The organism is Carnobacterium inhibens subsp. inhibens DSM 13024 (assembly GCF_000746825.1).
Taxonomy (GTDB): Bacteria; Bacillota; Bacilli; order Lactobacillales; family Carnobacteriaceae; genus Carnobacterium_B; species Carnobacterium_B inhibens.
Map to the genome: position 1 here is coordinate 112,478 of NZ_JQIV01000006.1, position 20,234 is coordinate 132,711.

Below are 20,234 nucleotides of genomic sequence, written 5' to 3' on the forward strand. Positions count from 1 at the left end.
CATCATTGCAAACAAGGTGGTACCGCGATTATTTTCGTCCTTGTCTGGCAATGTTGTTGTTGGACTTTTTTTGTACTTATTTTTTTAAAAATATAAGCTTTTAAATTTGAAGGGAAGAATAAATTAATGAAAAAATTAGCAAGTAACGAAGTTCGTCAATTGTTTTTAGATTTTTTTGAATCAAAAGGTCATAAAGTAGAACCTAGTGCATCACTAGTGCCTTTTGAAGATCCAACACTGTTATGGATCAATTCTGGTGTTGCTACCTTAAAAAAATATTTTGACGGATCTGTTGTACCAGAAAATCCAAGAATTACAAATGCACAAAAAAGTATACGTACAAATGATATTGAGAATGTAGGGAAAACGGCTCGTCATCATACGCTATTTGAAATGCTTGGAAATTTCTCAATTGGAGATTATTTCAAAGAAGAAGCTATTGAGTGGGCATGGGAATTTTTAACAGAAGAAAAATGGTTAGGCTTAGATCCAGATAAATTGTATGTGACAGTTTATCCAGAAGATACAGATACTAAAAAAATCTGGAAAGAAAAAGTCGGATTAACAGATGATCATATCGTAGATGTAGCAGATAATTTTTGGGATATTGGTGCTGGCCCAAGTGGTCCCGATTCAGAAATATTCTATGACCGTGGAGAAGCGTTCAATGACCTAGCTGAAGATGACCCAGAAAACTATCCTGGTGGAGAAAATGAACGCTGGTTAGAAATTTGGAATTTAGTATTTTCAGAATTCAATCATAAACCAGATGATACGTATGAACCATTACCAAATAAAAATATTGATACAGGTATGGGATTAGAACGTGTTGTGTCTATTTTGCAAGATGCACCGACAAACTTTGAAACAGATTTATTTATGCCAATCATTGAAAAAGTAGAAGTATTGAGCAAAGTTAAAAAATATGGTGAAGATTCAATAGACGATATTTCTTTTAAAGTTATTGCAGATCATGTTCGTGCGGTAAGTTTTGCTATCGGAGATGGTGCATTACCATCTAATGAAGGACGTGGGTATGTATTGCGTCGCTTGTTGCGTCGTGCAGTTATGCACGGGAAAAAATTGGGTATTGATGAAGCTTTCTTATTTAAGCTAGTTCCTATTGTAGGTTCTATTATGAACAGCCATTATCCAGAAATAGTGGAACAAGAAGAATTCATTGTTAAAGTGATTAAAAATGAAGAAGAACGATTCCATGAAACCATTAATGATGGTTTAACAATCTTAAATGAACGAATGAGTGAACTAAAAGAAAAAGGCGAAAAAAGAATCGCCGGCGCTGATATTTTTAAGTTATATGACACTTACGGATTCCCAGTTGAATTAACAGAAGAGTTTGCTCAAGATGAAGGTTTTGAAGTAGACCATGAAGGTTTTGAGAAGGAAATGACTGCTCAAAGAGAACGTGCACGTGCAGCACGAAGCGATGAAAAATCAATGGGTGTGCAAACGAAACTATTCAATGATTTGAAAGAAGAAAGTCTATTTGTTGGATACAATAAAACAAAAGAATTGGGTAGATTAGAAGTTATTGCGACAGATGATGAGATTAAATCAACAATAGAAGCTGGTCAAAAAGCTCGATTAATTTTTGATAAAACGCCTTTTTATGCTGAAATGGGTGGTCAAGTTGCCGATAAAGGAGTTATTAAAAATGATTCAGGTAAGACAGTTGCAAAAGTTGTAGATGTTAAAAAAGCTCCAGCAGGACAACCGTTACACACAGTAGAAGTAATGGAAGTTCTTACTGTAGGAGAAACATATGAGTTGGCTGTCGATGAAGCATTAAGAAATAGAATCACTAGAAACCACACAGCAACACATTTACTGCACCAAGCATTAAAAGATATTTTAGGGGAGCATGCGAACCAATCTGGTTCCTTAGTAACAGCTGGTCATTTACGTTTTGACTTTACTCATTTTGGTCAAATCACTCAAAAAGAATTAGATGAGATGGAACAAATCGTAAATGAAAAAATATGGGAATCCATCCCAGTTGTAACAGTAGAAACAGATATTGCAAAAGCGAAAGAAATGGGTGCAATGGCATTATTCGGTGAAAAATATGGGGATAAGGTCCGCGTTGTAAATGTTGGCGACTATTCTATTGAATTATGCGGTGGAGTACATGTCGGCAATACGAGTGAAATTGGTATCTTTAAAATTACTTCTGAATCAGGAATAGGTGCCGGTGTTCGTAGAATTGAAGCTGTAACAAGTGAAGCTGCATATAAATTAGTACAAACCGAACAAAAACAGTTGAATGAAGTAGCTGCATTAGTAAAAGCACAACAAACTCAAGATGTAATCACTAAAGTGCAACAATTGCAAAATGAATTAAAAGAAATTCAAAAAGAAAATGAATCCTTGCAAGCGAAATTAGCTAATGATCAAGCAGGCGACATTTTTAAAGATGTAAAAGAAGTAAATGGGATTACTGTTGTTGCTGCTAAAGTTGATGTGAAAGATATGAACCAATTACGTCAATTAGCAGATCAGTGGAAACAACAAGCTGTATCAAATGTTTTAGCATTAGGTTTTGCTAAAGATGGAAAAGTTAACTTGCTAACAGCTATTGATGCTGAAACGATCAAAAAAGGATTTAAAGCAGGGGATCTTATTAAAACGATTGCTCCACTTGTTGGCGGAGGTGGCGGAGGTCGTCCTGATATGGCACAAGCTGGTGGTAAGAATCCAGCAGGTTTGCCTGAGGCTTTAGAAAAAGTTTCAGAATGGATCAAAGAAAAAGCATAAAACAGTATTCACTTTTCAAAAAAATGTTTATATAGAAAAAAATATGACCTTGGCAATAGTCTTGGTCTTGTTTTTTTTGAAAACAAAGAATTTCTATAGTTCCTTTCTGATAATCATTGTAGTTTGAAGTGCTTTCTTGTAAAATAAGAATAGATGTTACAGAAATCGAGGTGTAGACCATGAGTTCAACAGATGAAACAGTACGTTTTAACGTGGGTGACAATAGTGAAAAAAGTGTAAAAGAAACTTTGAGCCTAGTATATGATGCTTTAGAAGAAAAGGGATACAATCCAATTAATCAAATTGTTGGCTACTTGCTATCAGGAGACCCTGCTTATATTCCACGTCATAAAGATGCTCGAAATTTAATTAGACGCCATGAACGTGACGAAATTGTTGAAGAAATCGTTAAGACCTATTTGAAAGAGAGTGGACCTAAAGCTTAATGAGAACAATGGGATTAGATGTTGGTTCCAAAACTGTTGGTGTAGCCGTTAGTGACCCTTTTGGCTGGACAGCACAAGGAATTGAGATCGTTAAAATAAATGAAGCACAAGAAGAATACGGAATTGATCGTATTGGTGAATTAATTAAAATTCACGAAGTAACAAAAGTGGTTATTGGACTGCCAAAGAATATGAATAACTCAATCGGTCCTCGAGCAGAAGCGTCTATTCATTATGCAAAATTGATTGAAGATACATTTGGACTGCCCGTTGTCTTACAAGACGAACGACTAACGACTGTTCAAGCTGAAAGAATGCTGATTGAAGAAGGAAATACTTCTAGAGCAAAAAGAAAGAAAGTTATTGATAAACTTGCTGCAGTGATGATTCTTCAAAATTATTTGAATCAAAATCAAAACTAGCAATTCAATGGATTGTACGCTAAAATAGAGAATGAAACTTATCACATAATTAAAGGAGTGTTGACCAATGTCACATGACCACAATCACGATCACGACCATGAGCACGATCATGATCATGAACATATTACTTTAGTAGACGAACAAGGTAATGAACAATTATATGAAATCTTATTTACTTTTGATTCAGATGACTATGGTAAATCATATGTCTTTGTTTATCCTGCTGGTGCAGCTGAAGGAGAAGAAGTAGAACTTGAAGTATACTCTTTCATCGAAACTGAAACAGGAGAACAAGGTGAATTAAAACCAATCGAAACTGAAGAAGAATGGGAAATGATTGAAGAAGTACTAAATACATTCTTAGCCGATGAAGAAGAATAATCATTAGTTTTGATAATGTCAATATGAGTAAAATGTGTGAAATTGCCAACAAATTTAATTTGTTGGCTTTTTTTTGTTCTCATAAACTAAGATATCATGTATAATGATACAAGTTAGTGTCAGTAGTAGAGTAGAAAATCAAGGGAAACCTTGGCATAGTTAGGAGGGTCGCTTCTTGTCAAAAAGAAATGACAACAATCAAATACAAAATCATAAAGAAGTCAAAATCCAGCCAACTGATAAAGTTACAGAAAGACAAAAAGAAAAAAAGTTAGTGAAAAGAATTGTACTTAGCATTACAGCGGCATTTATTATACTAGTCGTCCTTTTTGGACTAATCGGGTATCAATATGTTACAACTTCCTTAGAGCCATTAGACAAGAATGATCAAACAGAGAAAATAATTGAAATTCCTACGGGTTCTAGTTCGAAAGATATTGCCCAAATTTTACAAAATAATAACATCATAAAGAGTGCAATCGTATTTAGCTATTACGTTCGTATGAATAACGAAACAGGATTCCAAGCAGGAAATTATGAATTTTCACCATCGATGTCTCTTGATACAATCATTAGTCAACTTCAAGAAGGTGGTACTGTTGCTGAATATAAAGGGAATAAAGTATTGGTTAAAGAAGGTATTACAATTGATCAAATTGCTGATGCTATTGCTGCAACTACCGATTACAGTAAAGAAGATTTCTTAACTGTCATTAAGGATGAGGCTTTTTTAACTAAAATGAAAACAAACTATCCAGAATTATTAACCTCAGCTTTAGAAGCTGAAGATACTAGATATCGTTTAGAAGGATACTTATTTCCTGCTACTTATGATTTTCCAGAAGAGATGTCGTTGGAAGAGTTAGTAGAAAATATGATCAGTAAAATGGATGAAGTAATGCAAGAATATTATCCTAAAATTAAAGAATCAAATAGAAATGTACATGATGTTTTAACGATTGCATCATTAGTTGAGCGTGAAGGTTTTACATTAGAAGATCGAAAACTAATTGCTGGAGTTTTTAATAATCGCTTAGAAATTAATATGCCTTTACAAACAGATATAGCTGTTCTTTACGCACTAGATGAACATAAAGAATATGTATCGAATAATGATGTTGCAGTAGAGTCACCTTACAACCTGTATGTTCATCCTGGATTTGGTCCCGGCCCTGTCGATAGTCCAAGTGCTGATGCAATAAAAGCTACACTGGAGCCTACTGAATCAGAGTATTTATACTTTTTAGCAGATATGAGTACAGGGAAAATTTACTATGCGGAGACATACCAACAGCATCTTGAATACAAAGCTGAATATGTTGACTAAGAATAGGTTAAATGAATTGCAAAAATGAATTAGAAAAGCATTGGATCATTTGATTCAGTGCTTTTCATAAGGAAAGAGGAATAAGTATGACGGACAAAAAGAGACCAATAGTGATTGGGGTTACCGGAGGATCCGGTAGTGGGAAAACTAGTGTAAGTCGTGCAATCTATAATCAATTTGCAGGTCATTCTATTTTAATGTTAGAACAAGACTTTTATTATAAAGATCAAAGTGAATTATCGTTTGAAGAACGATTAAAAACAAATTACGATCATCCTTTTGCTTTTGATACGGATCTGCTGATCCAACACTTAAAAGATTTAATCAATTACAAAAAGATTCAAAAACCGGTTTATGATTATGCAGCGCATACGAGAAGTGAAGACATCATTATTCAAGAACCCAAAGAAGTTATCATTCTTGAAGGTATCTTAATTTTAGAAGATCCGCGATTAAGAGAGTTAATGGATATAAAAGTATACGTGGACACAAATGACGACATACGCATCATCAGACGTATTAAACGGGATATAGAAGAGCGTGGCAGGACATTAGATTCTGTTATTGAGCAGTACTTAACCGTAGTTAAACCGATGCACCATCAATTTGTAGAACCATCTAAAAAATACGCTGACATCATTATTCCTGAAGGTGGAAGCAACCAAGTGGCGATTGATTTGATGACCACTAAAATCAGAAGCATATTGGTACAAGAATTAAATTCTCCAACTAATTAGGTTAGAGTAGGAATTAAATAAAGCCTAAAAAAGATCACCTGAAAAGAATGATAAGCAAGTTAAAAGTTCGAATGAATTCGAATTTTTTGTTTACAAATAGAATACAACATGGTATCTTGTCAATATTGAAAAGATAATTACGCTTTCAACTAAAATAAAGAAAGCAAGAATCAGATATGATTCTAAAAAGGAGACCGTATTAAATGATTGAGAAAGTATATCCAATGACATTAGAAGGTAAAGCAAAGTTAGAAGAAGAATTAGAATTTCTTAAAACAGTAAAACGTAAAGAAATTGTAGAAAGAATCAAAATTGCACGTAGTTTTGGAGATTTATCAGAAAACTCTGAGTATGAATCAGCAAAAGATGAACAAGCTTTTGTTGAGGGAAGAGTAACAACTATCGAAAATATGTTGCGTTTTTCTGAAATTATCGACAATTCAAATACTGCAAGTGATGAAGTTGCTTTAGGTAGAAAAGTAACATTTATTGAATTACCTGATGGTGAAGAAGAAGAGTATTCAATCGTGGGTAGTGCGGAAGCAGACCCGTTTGAAGGATTGATTTCGAATGATTCACCTATTGCCAAAGCTTTAATTGGTAAAAAAGTAGGTAGTGAAGTTACTTTAGAAACTCCAGGTGGAGACATGTTAATTAAAATTGTAAACATTAGTTAAAGCGATTTATCTTTTTTAAAATAAAAGCTACTCATTGAGCAGCTTTTATTTTTTTTGAAGTCTACGTCTTTAGTCGTAGGTGCAGCTCATGCTAAAGAGCATTACATAACTACTCAAAAACAGTATACTAGAGAGAAAGAAAGACGCAAGGAGGCTTAATGGATATGAAAAATAATTGGAAATGGTTCTTATTGGTTGAATCACTATTAATGATCTTTACCTTATATCAACTCGTTAATAATGTGTTTATATTAGGCATTTTTGTTCTTGGCAGTTGGTTATTGTTTTTAGGGCGTAATCAACAAAAAAGAAAGAAAAGAACGTATTTATTGATTGGTGTGTTTTTAGCACTATTTGCATTATTGTCTCTGGGTGGAGTTTGGTATATGTTAATAGTAGCTGTTATCTTTTTTTATCTAACATATGGAAAGTCCGTATCAAAAATGGATACTTTTAATTTTCAACAAGCACCATGGAATGAAAAAGAAATGATCGTAGTAGAAACAACGGATAATCTACCCAAAAATGCTAAGCGTTTTAAAAGAAATTGGTTAGGAAATGAACGAATCGGTAGTACAGTATTTGAATGGGATGATATTAACTTTTCAATTTTTATGGGAGATACGATAGTTGATCTGGGAAATACCATTTTGCCAAAAAATGATAGCTATATTGTGATTCGAAAAGGTTTTGGGAAAACACGGATTTTGGTTCCAAGTGGAATGGGCATAATGATTGAGCATAGTGCGATCAAAGGGAAAATTTCTTTCGAGGAACAACATTATATTTTGGATAATGAATCGATTAAAATGTATAGTAAGCAGTATGAGAGCCAAGCTAGAACAATAAAAATCATAACGAATGTGTTGGTGGGAGATTTAGAGGTGATCGCTATATGAAACAAAAAAGAATAACCTCTCTTTTTTTTACCACTAGCATCATCATTTTCATTTTGTTATTTGTCATTACAGTAAGCTATAGTTATGCTGTGTCATCTGAAAGCTGGTATTTGGATGTTTTTACTGCCCGTTTCTTTTATATTCCATTTATATGGTACTTATTGGCTGCCTCAGTAGCGATTGGTCTAACTGTGTCAACCATTATTTACTATATAAATAAACGGCAGTGGCATCAAATTGAAGAAACGCTCCATCTTCTGATTGAAGCCAATTATTCAAAAGGTATATTTGAAGAAATGCTCATAAAAAATAAAGAAGACTATTATTTTACTGATGAATTAAATCAATCGCTAGTAGATATTCGAGAAAAATTAGTAACTTTAGCAAATGAGGTACAATTAAATAACAATACACCAAATTCTATTAATGGACAAACAAAGGAAGAAATATTAGTGTCAGAACGTCATAGACTGGCACGTGAGCTGCATGACTCAGTCAGTCAACAATTGTTTGCAGCTATGATGATGCTTTCCGCTCTAAATGAACAAATGGACGAATCAAAGGGCGCTCTGCAAAAACAAGTAAGACTAATAGAATCGATTGTAAATGAAGCACAATCAGAGATGCGCGCGCTATTACTTCATTTAAGACCGGTTAATTTAGAAGGAAAATCATTGAAAAAAGGAATTGAACAACTCTTAAATGAGCTTCGAACTAAAATACAAATTGAAATGAAATGGGATATCGAAGATGTTTGTTTAACCAATGGGATAGAAGACCATCTTTTCCGAATCGTTCAAGAATTACTTTCCAATACATTACGTCATTCAAAAGCAAAAGAGTTAGAAGTCTATTTACATGTTATTGACCAATCTGTATTGTTAAGAGTAATCGATGATGGAATTGGATTTAATACAGAAGAAAGTAAAGCTGGAAATTATGGCTTGCAGAATATTAAGGAACGTGTATTAGGTATGGGCGGAACATGTAAAATTATTAGTTTTAAAAATAAGGGAACAAGTATTGAAATTAAAATACCACTGATGAATAAAATTGAAAAAGGGGAGGTATACAATGATTAAGGTACTATTGATTGATGATCATGAAATGGTTCGATTAGGTGTTTCTTCTTACTTGTCTATCCAAAGTGATATAGAAGTCATAGGAGAAGCTGAAAACGGTAAAATTGGTTATGAAAAAGCAATAGAGCTGCGTCCAGATGTTATCTTGATGGATTTGGTTATGGATGTCATGGATGGAATCGAGTCAACAAAAGCTATTATGAAGGAATGGCCAGATGCTAAAATTGTTATCGTAACAAGCTTTATTGATGATGAGAAAGTCTATCCAGCATTAGAAGCGGGGGCATCAAGTTATATCTTGAAAACCTCTACAGCAAGCACCATTGCTAATGCCATTCGTTCTACATATAAAGGAGAAACGATTCTTGAACCTGAAGTTACAGGGAAAATGATGGAACGTTTGACTAAAAAACAAGTTCGTCAGTTACATGAAGATTTAACGAACCGTGAACAAGAAATTTTGATGTTGATCGCACAAGGAAATTCGAACCAAGAAATTGCAGATGCTCTTTTTATTACGCTTAAAACGGTTAAAACGCATGTGTCAAATATTTTGGCTAAGTTGGAAGTAGATGATCGCACACAAGCTGCTATTTATGCCTTTAAACATCATCTCATTGAATAAAAGTAAACGCTGGTTAGATTAGTTAAAGTAAATTAAAGTAAATTAAAGTAGAAGAAAAGTTGGTGAAGAGATGAAGAAGAATTTCGCAATTATCGGATTAGGTCGTTTTGGCAGCAGTATCTGTCGAACTCTCGTAGAAAGTGGACATGATGTATTGGCAATTGATTCTAATGAAGATAGGGTAAATGAGTACATGAATATAGCGACTCATGCAGTAGTGGCTAATGCTCAAGATGAAAGTGTGTTAAGGTCATTAGGAATTCGAAATTTTGATCACGTTATAATAGCGATAGGTGAAGATATTCAAGCCAGTATTTTAACAACGTTAATGATTAAAGAAATGGGTAATCCTTATATCACAGCTAAAGCACAAAATGAATATCACGGAAAAGTATTAGAAAAAATAGGGGCAGATTATGTCGTTCATCCTGAAAGAGATATGGGAATTCGGATTGGTCACCATTTGGTTTCAAATAATGTTGTGGATTACCTTGAATTATCGGATAAATACTCATTAGTTGAGTTAAAAGTAACCAATCCAAAGTTCTTCGATAAAACACTTCTTGAATTGGATTTCAGAAAACGATTTGGGTTAAATGTTATTGGTATTCGAAGAGGACAAGAGATGATTATATCTCCGGCTGCTGAGGCAATCATTCGAGTGGACGATACACTAATGGTTGTGGGTGGAAACAAAGAAATTGACTGGTTAGAAAACCAAATGCCTTAAGAAGACCGGTTTATTAGCGTCAAAATATGCCGTTGAATCGTTAAATATGTTAATATTAATAAGGATGATAAGTTCTTATGAGAGGAGGATTCACAGAACTGGTTTCTGTGAAACTTACTATGAAAATTGATATAACAGAAAGTGCAAGAGAATGGTTTGAAAATGAGGTTGGACTTAAAAAAGGCAGTGGAGTAAGGTTTTCAGGTAAAGTATATGGAAACACGGAAGTACACGAAGGCTTTTCAGTGGGTATGGAAGTAGGACAACCAAGTGATATTTTAGCTGAAACAACGATTAATGGAATCATTTATTTTATTGACAAGCATGATGAATGGTTTTTTAGTGGATATGATTTGCAAGTTAGTTTTGATAAAAAACGAGATGAACCGATTTATCACTTTATTGAACAAAAATAAAAAAAGCCGTTTACAACATCCTTAAGAGTGTTGTAAACGGCTTTTTTCGACTAAACCGGCATAATAACTGGTAAAATCATTGGGTGACGTTCAGTACGTTCATATAAGAAAGGTTTTAAGCTCTCAATAATCGTATTTTTTAATGATTGTTCGGTTACTTTATCATTTGCTAAACTTTTATTTAAACTTTTTGTCATCACTTGCTGTGCATCATTTATCAATTCTCCTGATTCACGCATATAGATAAATCCACGAGAAAGAATATCTGGACCAGCTAAGACTTCTTTTGATTTGTAATCGATCGTGACAACCACAACCACTAGACCTTCTTCAGATAAAAGTTTGCGATCTCGTAATACGACATTACCAATATCGCCGATCCCTTTACCATCTACATACACATCTCCAGCTTCGAAATGACCAGCTTCTCTAGCACTATCAGCTGTCAGAGCAATAACATCTCCATTATCTAAGATGAAAGAATTTTCTTTAGGTATTCCTACTAATTCAGCAAGTCCAGCATGAATTTTTTGCATTCTGTACTCACCGTGGACAGGAATAAAGTATTTAGGTTTCATTAAACGGAGCATCAATTTTTGTTCTTGTTGACCACCATGTCCAGAAGTATGAACATTATTTACTCGTCCATGAATAACATTTGCACCAGCTTCAGAAAGTAAATTAATCAGACGATTTACACTTGAAGTGTTTCCTGGAATAGGAGAGCTTGAAAAGATAACTGTATCTCCAGGCTGAATAGAGATTTGACGATGGGTACCGTTAGCAATACGGCTTAAAGCTGCCATCGGTTCTCCCTGAGATCCAGTACATAGAATAATGCTTTCCTTTGCAGGAAGACGATTAATTTCTCTAGGTTCAATAAATGTTTCTTCTGGAGCTGTAATATAGCCTAATTGACGGCCAGTTGTAACAGAAGATTCCATACTGCGACCAAAAACAGCTATTTTTCGTTCTGTTTTAATCGCTGCATTTGCAACTTGTTGCAAACGAGAAATGTTAGAAGCAAAAGTAGCAAAAATAATACGTCCTTCTACTTTTTGCATGATACTCGTAATGGATTCTCCAACAACTTGTTCAGATTTAGTGAAAGTAGGCACTTCAGCATTTGTACTATCTGAAAGTAAAGCTAATACACCTTCATCACCGATTTTAGCCATCCGATGCAAATTCGCAGGTTCTCCAACTGGAGTAAAGTCAAATTTATAATCACCAGTCAATACAATGTTGCCTGGTGGAGTTTTAACAACAATACCAAAAGCTTCGGGAATACTGTGTGTTGTTCTGAAGAAACTTACGCTTGTTTTACGGAACTTAATCACATCATCTTCACCAATCTCATGTAATTCAGTATCACGTAATAAACCGTGTTCAGTTAATTTATTGCGAATCAAAGCTGAAGCAAGTGGTCCAGCATAGATAGGAATATTAGCTTGTCTTAATAGGAAAGGAATACCGCCAATATGATCTTCATGTCCATGTGTGATCACTAAAGCTTTTACTTTATGGATATTTTGAACGATATAACTGTAATCTGGAATGACATAGTCGATACCTAATAAATCATCTTCAGGGAACTTAATACCTGCGTCAATAATAATGATCTCATCTTGAAATTGAACACCATAGGTATTTTTACCAATTTCCCCTAAACCCCCAATGGCAAAGACAGCAGCTTCATTATTTTTTATAGAAGGTTTCATTAGTTAAACTCCGTTAACTTGAAATCTGGACTATTTTGTTCATATTCAAGATACTTTCCATCAATTTGTTGAACAAATTCAATATTGTAGGGGGTATTTTGTTCAACTATTGCTCGTGCTGCAACAACTGTTTCAGCTTCCAAATAAAGAGTTTTAGTGTCTTCTCTTTTGGGGTTTCTTAATTTTGTTTCTTGATAATTAACTTTAAAAATCATTTAATTCTCTCCTCTTTATACGTTCGTTCTTTATTGAAGAACGTCAAATTATTTTTATGAAAAATTGGTGAAGTGTTTTGCATTACGAAAAATCAACCAGTGAAGGACTTTCAGTGGTGATTAAACGAAAACCACGTCAGTTTAATTCCTTAACATGAATGTAAAGCTGCTAGAAACAAATTCTGATCCATTCTTTTATTCAGTTTAGTATTTTTCCCGAACGAGTGGTTGTGGTAAGTACACAACAGCTATTATTATTTTAACATAATTCATTAATTAAGTATAGAAAGTTAGTTGTTTGGAGATTGACAGGTTAAATTTGCTAAACGATATAAAAAAATTAGAAGTTTGCCCTTCATTATAAAAAATATGCTATAGTAAAATAGATATTTTTTTGTGCGGTATATTAAATAAATAATTGAGTAATAAGATTCATTATATTTGATAGCTATAAACAAAAAAACTGTAAGGTATCTATTATATTTTAAGGAGATGAGAAAATGAATTTAATGTGGAGATATACTATGAAATATAAAAAATTAGTATTCTTAAATTTTTTATGTGTTTTTGGGTTTATCCTGATTGAATTAGGGCTGCCCACATTATTGGCTCAGCTGATCAATAAAGGGTTGATGTTTAATGACTTTGATGTCGTAACTTACTATGGGAAATGGATGCTTGTTATTTCTGTGATCGGGTTGTTTGGATTAATTGGCTTGGCATATACCGTTAGTAAAATTACTACAAGGATCGTTCAAGATATCCGTAATGATATCTTTGAAAAAGTTCAGTCTTTTTCTCATAAAGAATACAATGAATTTGGCGTCTCATCTTTAGTAACACGTACAACAAATGATGCTTTCCAGATAATGGTGTTTTTACAGATGGTACTTCGGATAGGAATGATGACGCCGCTTATGTTCATTTCTAGTTTTGTGATGATCGTGCGTACAAGTCCGTCATTATCTTATATCGTGTTGATTGCGGTTCCTTTTCTCTTAGGAAGTGTTTATTTTATAGGAAAGTATTCAGGTCCGTTATCCAATAAACAACAAACAAATTTAGATGATATTAATTTAAACCTACGAGAAAACTTAACTGGATTAAGAGTTATACGTGCATTTGTAAAAGAAAAATTCCAAGAAAATAGATTTTATGAAGTAAATGAAAATTATATGACTGTTTCTAAAAAGCTATTTAAACTGATGGCTTTAGCAATGCCGATTTTTTCAATAGTATTTAACTGTATTTTTGCGATTGTGATTTGGCTAGGAGCTATCGAAATAAACGCTGGTGATTTACAAGTCGGAAGTTTAGTAGCCTTTATTGAGTATATCTTCCATGCACTTTTTTCATTTATGATGTTCGCTAATATCTTTACGATGTACCCAAGAGCAGCAGTTTCTGCAAGACGTATCCAAGAGATATTCGATACTAAACCTTCTATTACTGAAAATGAAAATGGAATAACAGAAACAAAAACACATGGTTACCTAGCATTTGAAAATGTAACTTTTGCGTATCCAGGTAATACAGAAGAACCCGTGATCGAAAACATTAGTTTTACAGTTAGACCTGGAGAAACAACAGCTTTTATTGGAAGTACCGGTAGTGGTAAATCTAGTTTGATCCAACTGATTCCACGTTTTTATGATGTTACGAAAGGACGCATATTGGTAGATGGAGTAGACGTTAGAGATTATAAATTAAGTGCCTTACGTCAAAAAATCGGCTATATTCCTCAAAAAGCCTTGTTATTTACTGGAACGATTTCTGATAATATGCGTTATGGAAAATGGAATGCAAATAAAAAAGAAGTGGAAGAAGCTTCGGATATTTCACAGTCAAAAGACTTTATTTTAAAGAAACCTGACCAGTTTGATGAATTTTTATCTGAAGGTGGAAGCAATATGTCTGGTGGACAAAAGCAAAGATTATCAATAGCACGAGCTATTATAAAAAAACCGGATATCTATGTTTTTGATGATAGTTTTTCTGCATTAGATTACCAAACAGATGCAAAATTAAGAGCGCGTTTAAAATTAGAAACTAAAAACGCTGCTGTTTTGATTGTTGCTCAACGTGTAGGTACGATCATGCATGCAGATAATATTATTGTTTTAAATAAAGGTGTGGTTGTCGCTCAAGGAACACATGAAGAGCTTTTGAAGAAATCTGATGTCTATTATGATATTGCTTCATCACAATTGTCGAAGGAGGAATTAGCATGAGTCGTATGAAGGATTCTATTCGTCGAATTTGGCAGTACATTAAACCTTACAAAGTAGGATTTTTCTCTGCTATAGCACTAACAATTGTCTGTATGATTGTCAATGCCCTACAGCCCTTCATTATTGGATTAGCGATGACAGAATTAGGAAAGAACGTTGCAGACATGTTAAATGGTACTCCTGGTGCAACAGTTAATTTTCCTTACATTTTCAATATTGTCGTTATTATTTTAGGGATAGCAGCAATTTACCAAGTTACATTGTATTTATCTTCATATATTATGACAAATGTTGTTCAAAATACGATGCGAGATTTAAGAAATGAAATTGAACAAAAAATCAATCGCCTTCCAGTATCGTATTTTGACCGAAATCAACAAGGAAATATACTCAGTCGTGTAACGAATGATGTGGATTCTATCAGTAATGCCATGCAGCAAAGTCTGATTCAAATGGTCAATTCGTTTATGGGAATCTTATTTGCCATCGCTATGATGCTTTATATTTCTATACCATTAGCTTTAGTGATTATGGCCACTATCCCGCTTTCTTTTATCATTTCCAAAGCAGTGATCAAAAAATCTCAGCCTTATTTTAAAGGTCAACAAGAATCTTTAGGAGCTATGAATGGACATGTTCAAGAAAGCTTTAGTGGATTTACTGAAATCAAATTGTATGGGAAAGAAAAAGATAAACTAGAAGAGTTTAAAGAAATCAATGCGACGTTAAATAAAAATGGATTTAGAGCAGCCTTTATTTCGGGGATCATGAGCCCATTAGTAGGATTTGTTTCCAATATTGCTTATTTTGGGATAGCTTTAGGAGGAGGGTACTTAGTCATTATAGGTACGCTATCTCTAGGTAATCTGCAAGCTTTTACTCAATACATTTGGCAAGTTAATCAGCCGATTTCTCAAATTACACAACTTTCAGGTGTCATACAAAGTGCAGCAGCGGCCATTAACCGTGTTTTTGAGATTTTAGATGAACCAGAAGAAGTGATCAATGAAACTGAACATCCGCTACCGGCTGTAGTAGAAGGAAATGTTGACTTTGAACATGTAGCGTTTGGTTATGCTAAAGATAAAACATTGATCAGTGATTTGAATGTGTCTGTAAAAAAAGGACAGACTGTAGCTGTTGTCGGACCAACAGGAGCAGGGAAAACAACATTGATCAATTTATTGATGCGTTTTTATGATGTAGATAAAGGAGCCATTAAAATTGATGGTATCGATACAAAATCTATGTCCAGACAAGATGTTCGTTCTTTATTTGGAATGGTTTTGCAAGATGCTTGGGTTTATAGTGGAACGATTGCTGAAAATATTCGTTTTGGTAAGTTAGATGCAACGGATGAAGAAGTTGTGGAAGCAGCAAAAACAGCAAATGTGGATCATTTTATACGAACTTTACCTGATGGATACAACATGAAACTAAACAAAGAAACGTCTAATGTATCTTTAGGTCAGAAGCAACTTTTAACCATTGCACGGGCTGTAATTTCTGATCCGAAAATTTTGATTCTAGATGAAGCGACTAGTTCAGTAGATACACGTTTAGAAAGTTTGATTCAAAAAGCGATGAAAAAAGTGATGGAAGGCAGAACAAGTTTCGTCATTGCCCATCGCTTGTCCACAATCCGAGATTCTGATTTAATTTTAGTCATGGATCAAGGTGAAATCATTGAACAAGGAACGCATGAAGAACTGCTTGAAAAAGGAGCTTTTTATGCAAATCTATACAACAGCCAATTTAGTGAAGAAGAATAAAAATAATTTTAAAAAACGGTTCTTTATTTTCTGGAGTTGATAAGGAAATTTCCTTCGGATTATGGGATAGCTTGCGGAAAGCCGTGGGACCATTTTGAGCCGAAGAACGCGTCTCAAAACTTGCAAGCGTCAAACTTAACGTAGCGGCTAAAGCCGAACGCTAAGTAATTCTCAATGCATCCTTTTTCATGGCTGCAAGCTTCTCCTATTCCTCCGAAAATTTCTGGAATGTGTTAAAAGAAACTCAATTAATTACTGACCAACGTCAAATGTTGAAGAACCAAAAAAAACATAGAAGTCCAGCGTGAATGGACTTCTATGTTTTTTTGTTTTTCAGTCTAGTAGTCTAGAAGAATAAAGGGTACAATTGTCTTATAAGCAGCAATAGAAAGGAAGAACCTAAACATGCAAAAGAAAATGATTTTTTTTGATATCGATGGAACTTTAGTTAATGATCAAAAAAACATTCCAGAGAGTACTAAATTAGCGATTAAAGAATTGAAAAAAAACGGTCATGAAGTTGCCATTGCGACTGGAAGAAACCTTTTTATGGCTCAAAATATAGTCGATGAATTAGAAATGGATCATTATATTGTGTGTAATGGTGCAGCAGGATACTTACATAATAAACTTGTTTATGAAAATCCATTGGATCATTCTCAATTAGAAAAATTGATTAAAGTGGCTGATTTGAATAACCATGACATGATTTATGAAACACCAGAGACATTAAGAAGAAGAAATGAAGAAGCTGATGTTAGCATAACTACTGCTATGAAATCAGTTGGATACGGTGTTCCAAAGTATGATGCTGATTTTTATCTGCATAACTCATTGGTTCAATGTTTACTTTTTTATCGTGAAGATGAAAAGCAGTTTTATGAAAATGGTCAGTTTTCGAAATTCCGGTTTGTACGCTGGCATGATTCTGGAGTAGATGTATTGCCGCATGATGGTTCAAAAGCAAATACGGTCATTAGAGTTGCTTTAGAAAATGGCTTTAACATAGAAGATACCATTGCGTTTGGAGATGGCTTGAATGATTTAGAAATGATCGAAAAAGTTGGAACTGGAGTAGCAATGGGCAATGCTTTAGAAAGTGTAAAGTTGAGAGCCGATAAAGTAACAAAAAGTTGCAATGAAGATGGAATTTATATTGCTTTAAAAGAACTGGGTTTGATATAATAAGTAGGCAGTCAATAGATAAATTTCGATTTATTTATATTGGGGGTATGGCTCAGTTATTTATTTGCTGAAGCATTCTACTCTGGGGTCTTGGTATAATGGGATTACGATTGGCTGGCAGCCAGTTAATACCGGTTCAATTCCCGTAGACTCCATACTTAAATTTAATAGTTGTTTGTGAAAGCATTGATATAATAGGTTTATATCAATGCTTTTTGCTTGTGATGCTTTTCAGGTTGGAGTTTAGGACTCTCTTAATAGATAAATTTGCTTTAATGATCAAATGAATCTTGAATTAGAATTCATTTGATTGATAAAACTATTTATTAGTCAAATTGAGCGATTTATTATTTTTAATTGTAAATATGTAGAATAAATGATGGAATTTTGAATGGTTCGTTAGATTAGGTTAAAAATCTGTACATTTTTTCACAGAATTGCATTTTATTGGAAAGTAAACCTTGATTCTTAATTTAAACGTGTTAAAATTGGACTGGCGTTTATTTTATGAAATTAATTTAGGAGGATTTTTAAAATGACAGATGGAAAAACTAAAGTTAGTACAGCTTCACTAAAAGTAATGGCTGGATGGGGAATAGATACAATTTATGGAATCCCTTCAGGAACTTTGGCTCCTTTAATGGAAGCTTTAGGCGAACAAGAAGAAACAGATATTAAATTTCTTCAAGTAAAACATGAAGAAGTTGGAGCAATGGCAGCCGTAATGCAATGGAAATTCGGTGGAAAATTAGGTGTGTGTGTTGGATCAGGTGGTCCTGGTGCATCTCACTTAATCAACGGTCTTTACGATGCAGCTATGGATAACACACCAGTTTTAGCTATCTTAGGATCTCGTCCTCAAAGAGAATTAAACATGGATGCATTCCAAGAATTGAACCAAAACCCAATGTTTGATCATATCGCAGTATACAACCGTCGTGTAGCTACCGCTGAACAATTGCCAAAATTGATCGACGATGCAATTCGTACGGCTATCGCTAAACGTGGAGTGGCTGTATTAGAAGTACCTGGTGATTTTGGTTACCATGAAATCGCTAATGACGCATTCTACTCTTCAGGTCACAGCTTCCGTGATTACGTTTCTTCTGCAATCAACGAAGCAGATATTGACGCAGCTGTTGAAGTATTGAACAAATCTAAACGTGCTGTTATTTATGCAGGTGTCGGAACTATGGGACACGGTCCAGCGGTTCAAGAATTATCTCGTAAACTTAAAGCTCCAGTTATTACAACTGGTAAAAACTTTGAAACTTTTGACTATGACTTTGAAGGATTGACTGGTTCAACATACCGTGTTGGTTGGAAACCAGCTAACGAAGCTGTTAAAGAAGCAGATACAGTTCTTTTCGTTGGTTCAAACTTCCCATTTGCTGAAGTAGAAAAAACTTTCGCAAACGTTGAAAACTTCATCCAAATCGACAACAACCCAGCAATGCTTGGCAAACGTCACAATGCAGATGTTGCTATTCTTGGAGATGCTGGTGCAGCAGTTCATTCATTACTTGAAAAAGTAGCACCTGTTGAAGAATCAGCTTGGTGGACTGCTAACTTGAAAAACATTCAAAACTGGCGTGACTACATGACTAAGTTGGAAACAAAAGAAAATGGTCCGTTACAACTTTATCAAGTATACAATGCTATCAACAAATACGCTGACGAAGATGCAATCTACTCAATTGACGTTGGGAACTCAACTCAAACATCTATCCGTCACTTACACATGACTCCTAAAAACATGTGGAGAACTTCTCCATTGTTTGCTTCTATGGGTATTGCACTTCCAGGTGGTATTGCGGCTAAGAACGTATATCCTGATCGTCAAGCATTTAATTTAATGGGTGACGGTGCGTTCTCTATGAACTATCAAGACGTTGTTACTAACGTACGTTACGAAATGCCTGTTATCAACGTAGTATTCACTAACACTGAGTATGGTTTCATCAAGAACAAATACGAAGATACAAATACAAATACTTTCGGTACTGAATTTACTGATGTAGACTACGCTAAAATTGGTGAGGCACAAGGTGCTGTTGGTTTCACAGTAAGCCGTATCGAAGACATGGATCAAGTAATGGCTGATGCTGTTAAAGCTAACAAAGAAGGCAAAACAGTTGTAATCGATGCTAAGATTACAAAAGATCGTCCAATTCCAGTAGAAACATTGAAATTAGACGCTACATTGTACAGCGCAGAAGAAATCAAAGCTTACAAAGAAAAATATGAAGCTGAAGAATTAGTACCATTTAGCGAGTACTTAAAAGCTGAAGGTCTAGAATCTAAAGTAGCTAAATAATTTTCTAATATATAACTTAATATTTAATAGAAAGTTGAGTCACCATGTTAAAGTTGGTGACTCAACTTTTTTTGTTAGGTAGATGTATAAAGAAGTTAGTACAGGATCAGGATGCTGTTAAGCAAGTTGCACAAAAAGGCTATAAAATAATCAAAGTGGGACAGAGAATTCTAGTTTAGGTCAACTAGTCTTATATCAAAAGTGTGGGTTTAGAATTACAGGAGTAGATAGTGATTTTTTTATTAAACACTACCCGGATGAGATTATTGAGAATG

General features: G+C 34.3%; 18 protein-coding genes and 1 tRNA gene. 17 read left to right on the forward strand and 2 right to left on the reverse strand.

What is annotated here, in order from left to right; genetic code table 11:
* Positions 1-126 precede the first annotated feature (126 nt).
* The 12 genes from alaS to BR65_RS01810 all read left to right on the forward strand — a co-directional run bounded on the left by alaS (position 127) and on the right by BR65_RS01810 (position 10,518).
* Positions 127-2,775: an alanine--tRNA ligase gene (alaS, locus tag BR65_RS01755; RefSeq protein WP_034536453.1), complete on the forward strand. Its 2,649-nt coding sequence runs from the start codon at positions 127-129 to the stop codon at positions 2,773-2,775.
* A gap of 179 nt (positions 2,776-2,954) precedes the next feature.
* Positions 2,955-3,221, forward strand: a complete 267-nt coding sequence (locus tag BR65_RS01760) for an IreB family regulatory phosphoprotein (protein WP_023177495.1) — start codon at positions 2,955-2,957, stop codon at positions 3,219-3,221.
* Entirely contained in the window at positions 3,221-3,643 is a 423-nt protein-coding gene (gene ruvX, locus BR65_RS01765) for a Holliday junction resolvase RuvX (RefSeq protein WP_023177497.1), read from the forward strand. Before BR65_RS01760 ends, ruvX begins: the two co-directional genes overlap by 1 nt.
* A 67-nt stretch (positions 3,644-3,710) precedes the next feature.
* Entirely contained in the window at positions 3,711-4,025 is a 315-nt protein-coding gene (locus tag BR65_RS01770; protein WP_023177498.1) for a DUF1292 domain-containing protein, read from the forward strand.
* 175 nt (positions 4,026-4,200) lie between these two features.
* Positions 4,201-5,352 (forward strand): endolytic transglycosylase MltG, encoded by a 1,152-nt coding sequence (mltG, locus tag BR65_RS01775; protein ID WP_034536454.1) that lies wholly within the window; start codon positions 4,201-4,203, stop codon positions 5,350-5,352.
* An 86-nt stretch (positions 5,353-5,438) separates the two neighbouring features.
* Positions 5,439-6,089 carry a uridine kinase gene (udk, locus tag BR65_RS01780; protein WP_023177502.1) on the forward strand — a complete coding sequence of 217 codons (651 nt, stop codon included), beginning with the start codon at positions 5,439-5,441 and terminating at the stop codon, positions 6,087-6,089.
* A gap of 203 nt (positions 6,090-6,292) precedes the next feature.
* Entirely contained in the window at positions 6,293-6,766 is a 474-nt protein-coding gene (gene greA, locus BR65_RS01785) for a transcription elongation factor GreA (protein WP_023177504.1), read from the forward strand.
* Positions 6,767-6,930: 164 nt separating this feature from the next.
* Positions 6,931-7,665 (forward strand): cell wall-active antibiotics response protein LiaF, encoded by a 735-nt coding sequence (gene liaF, locus BR65_RS01790; protein WP_034538572.1) that lies wholly within the window; start codon positions 6,931-6,933, stop codon positions 7,663-7,665.
* Positions 7,662-8,747: a sensor histidine kinase gene (locus tag BR65_RS01795; RefSeq protein WP_023177508.1), complete on the forward strand. Its 1,086-nt coding sequence runs from the start codon at positions 7,662-7,664 to the stop codon at positions 8,745-8,747. The genes liaF and BR65_RS01795 overlap by 4 nt, the downstream gene beginning before the upstream one ends.
* Positions 8,740-9,372: a response regulator transcription factor gene (locus tag BR65_RS01800; protein ID WP_023177510.1), complete on the forward strand. Its 633-nt coding sequence runs from the start codon at positions 8,740-8,742 to the stop codon at positions 9,370-9,372. The genes BR65_RS01795 and BR65_RS01800 overlap by 8 nt, the downstream gene beginning before the upstream one ends.
* 70 nt (positions 9,373-9,442) lie before the next feature.
* Positions 9,443-10,102: a potassium channel family protein gene (locus BR65_RS01805; protein ID WP_023177511.1), complete on the forward strand. Its 660-nt coding sequence runs from the start codon at positions 9,443-9,445 to the stop codon at positions 10,100-10,102.
* 119 nt (positions 10,103-10,221) lie between these two features.
* On the forward strand, positions 10,222-10,518 hold the full coding sequence (locus BR65_RS01810) for a HesB/YadR/YfhF family protein (RefSeq protein ID WP_034538573.1): 297 nt from the start codon (positions 10,222-10,224) through the stop codon (positions 10,516-10,518).
* Positions 10,519-10,568: 50 nt separating this feature from the next.
* On the opposite strand, the gene rnjA is transcribed toward BR65_RS01810, so the two are convergent.
* Positions 10,569-12,239: a ribonuclease J1 gene (rnjA, locus tag BR65_RS01815; RefSeq protein ID WP_023177515.1), complete on the reverse strand. Its 1,671-nt coding sequence runs from the start codon at positions 12,237-12,239 to the stop codon at positions 10,569-10,571.
* Positions 12,239-12,454: a DNA-directed RNA polymerase subunit epsilon gene (locus BR65_RS01820; protein ID WP_023177516.1), complete on the reverse strand. Its 216-nt coding sequence runs from the start codon at positions 12,452-12,454 to the stop codon at positions 12,239-12,241. The genes rnjA and BR65_RS01820 overlap by 1 nt, the downstream gene beginning before the upstream one ends.
* A gap of 500 nt (positions 12,455-12,954) precedes the next feature.
* On the opposite strand from BR65_RS01820, the gene BR65_RS01825 reads away from it, so the two are divergent.
* The 5 genes from BR65_RS01825 to spxB all read left to right on the forward strand — a co-directional run bounded on the left by BR65_RS01825 (position 12,955) and on the right by spxB (position 19,959).
* Entirely contained in the window at positions 12,955-14,685 is a 1,731-nt protein-coding gene (locus BR65_RS01825; RefSeq protein ID WP_034536455.1) for an ABC transporter ATP-binding protein, read from the forward strand.
* On the forward strand, positions 14,682-16,457 hold the full coding sequence (locus BR65_RS01830; protein ID WP_034536456.1) for an ABC transporter ATP-binding protein: 1,776 nt from the start codon (positions 14,682-14,684) through the stop codon (positions 16,455-16,457). Before BR65_RS01825 ends, BR65_RS01830 begins: the two co-directional genes overlap by 4 nt.
* Positions 16,458-16,862: 405 nt before the next feature.
* On the forward strand, positions 16,863-17,642 hold the full coding sequence (locus BR65_RS01835; protein WP_034536458.1) for a Cof-type HAD-IIB family hydrolase: 780 nt from the start codon (positions 16,863-16,865) through the stop codon (positions 17,640-17,642).
* Between the two features lie 84 nt (positions 17,643-17,726).
* Positions 17,727-17,797: transfer RNA gene (locus BR65_RS01840), tRNA-Ala, on the forward strand.
* Positions 17,798-18,177: 380 nt separating this feature from the next.
* Positions 18,178-19,959 (forward strand): pyruvate oxidase, encoded by a 1,782-nt coding sequence (gene spxB, locus BR65_RS01845; RefSeq protein ID WP_034536459.1) that lies wholly within the window; start codon positions 18,178-18,180, stop codon positions 19,957-19,959.
* Positions 19,960-20,234 lie beyond the last annotated feature (275 nt).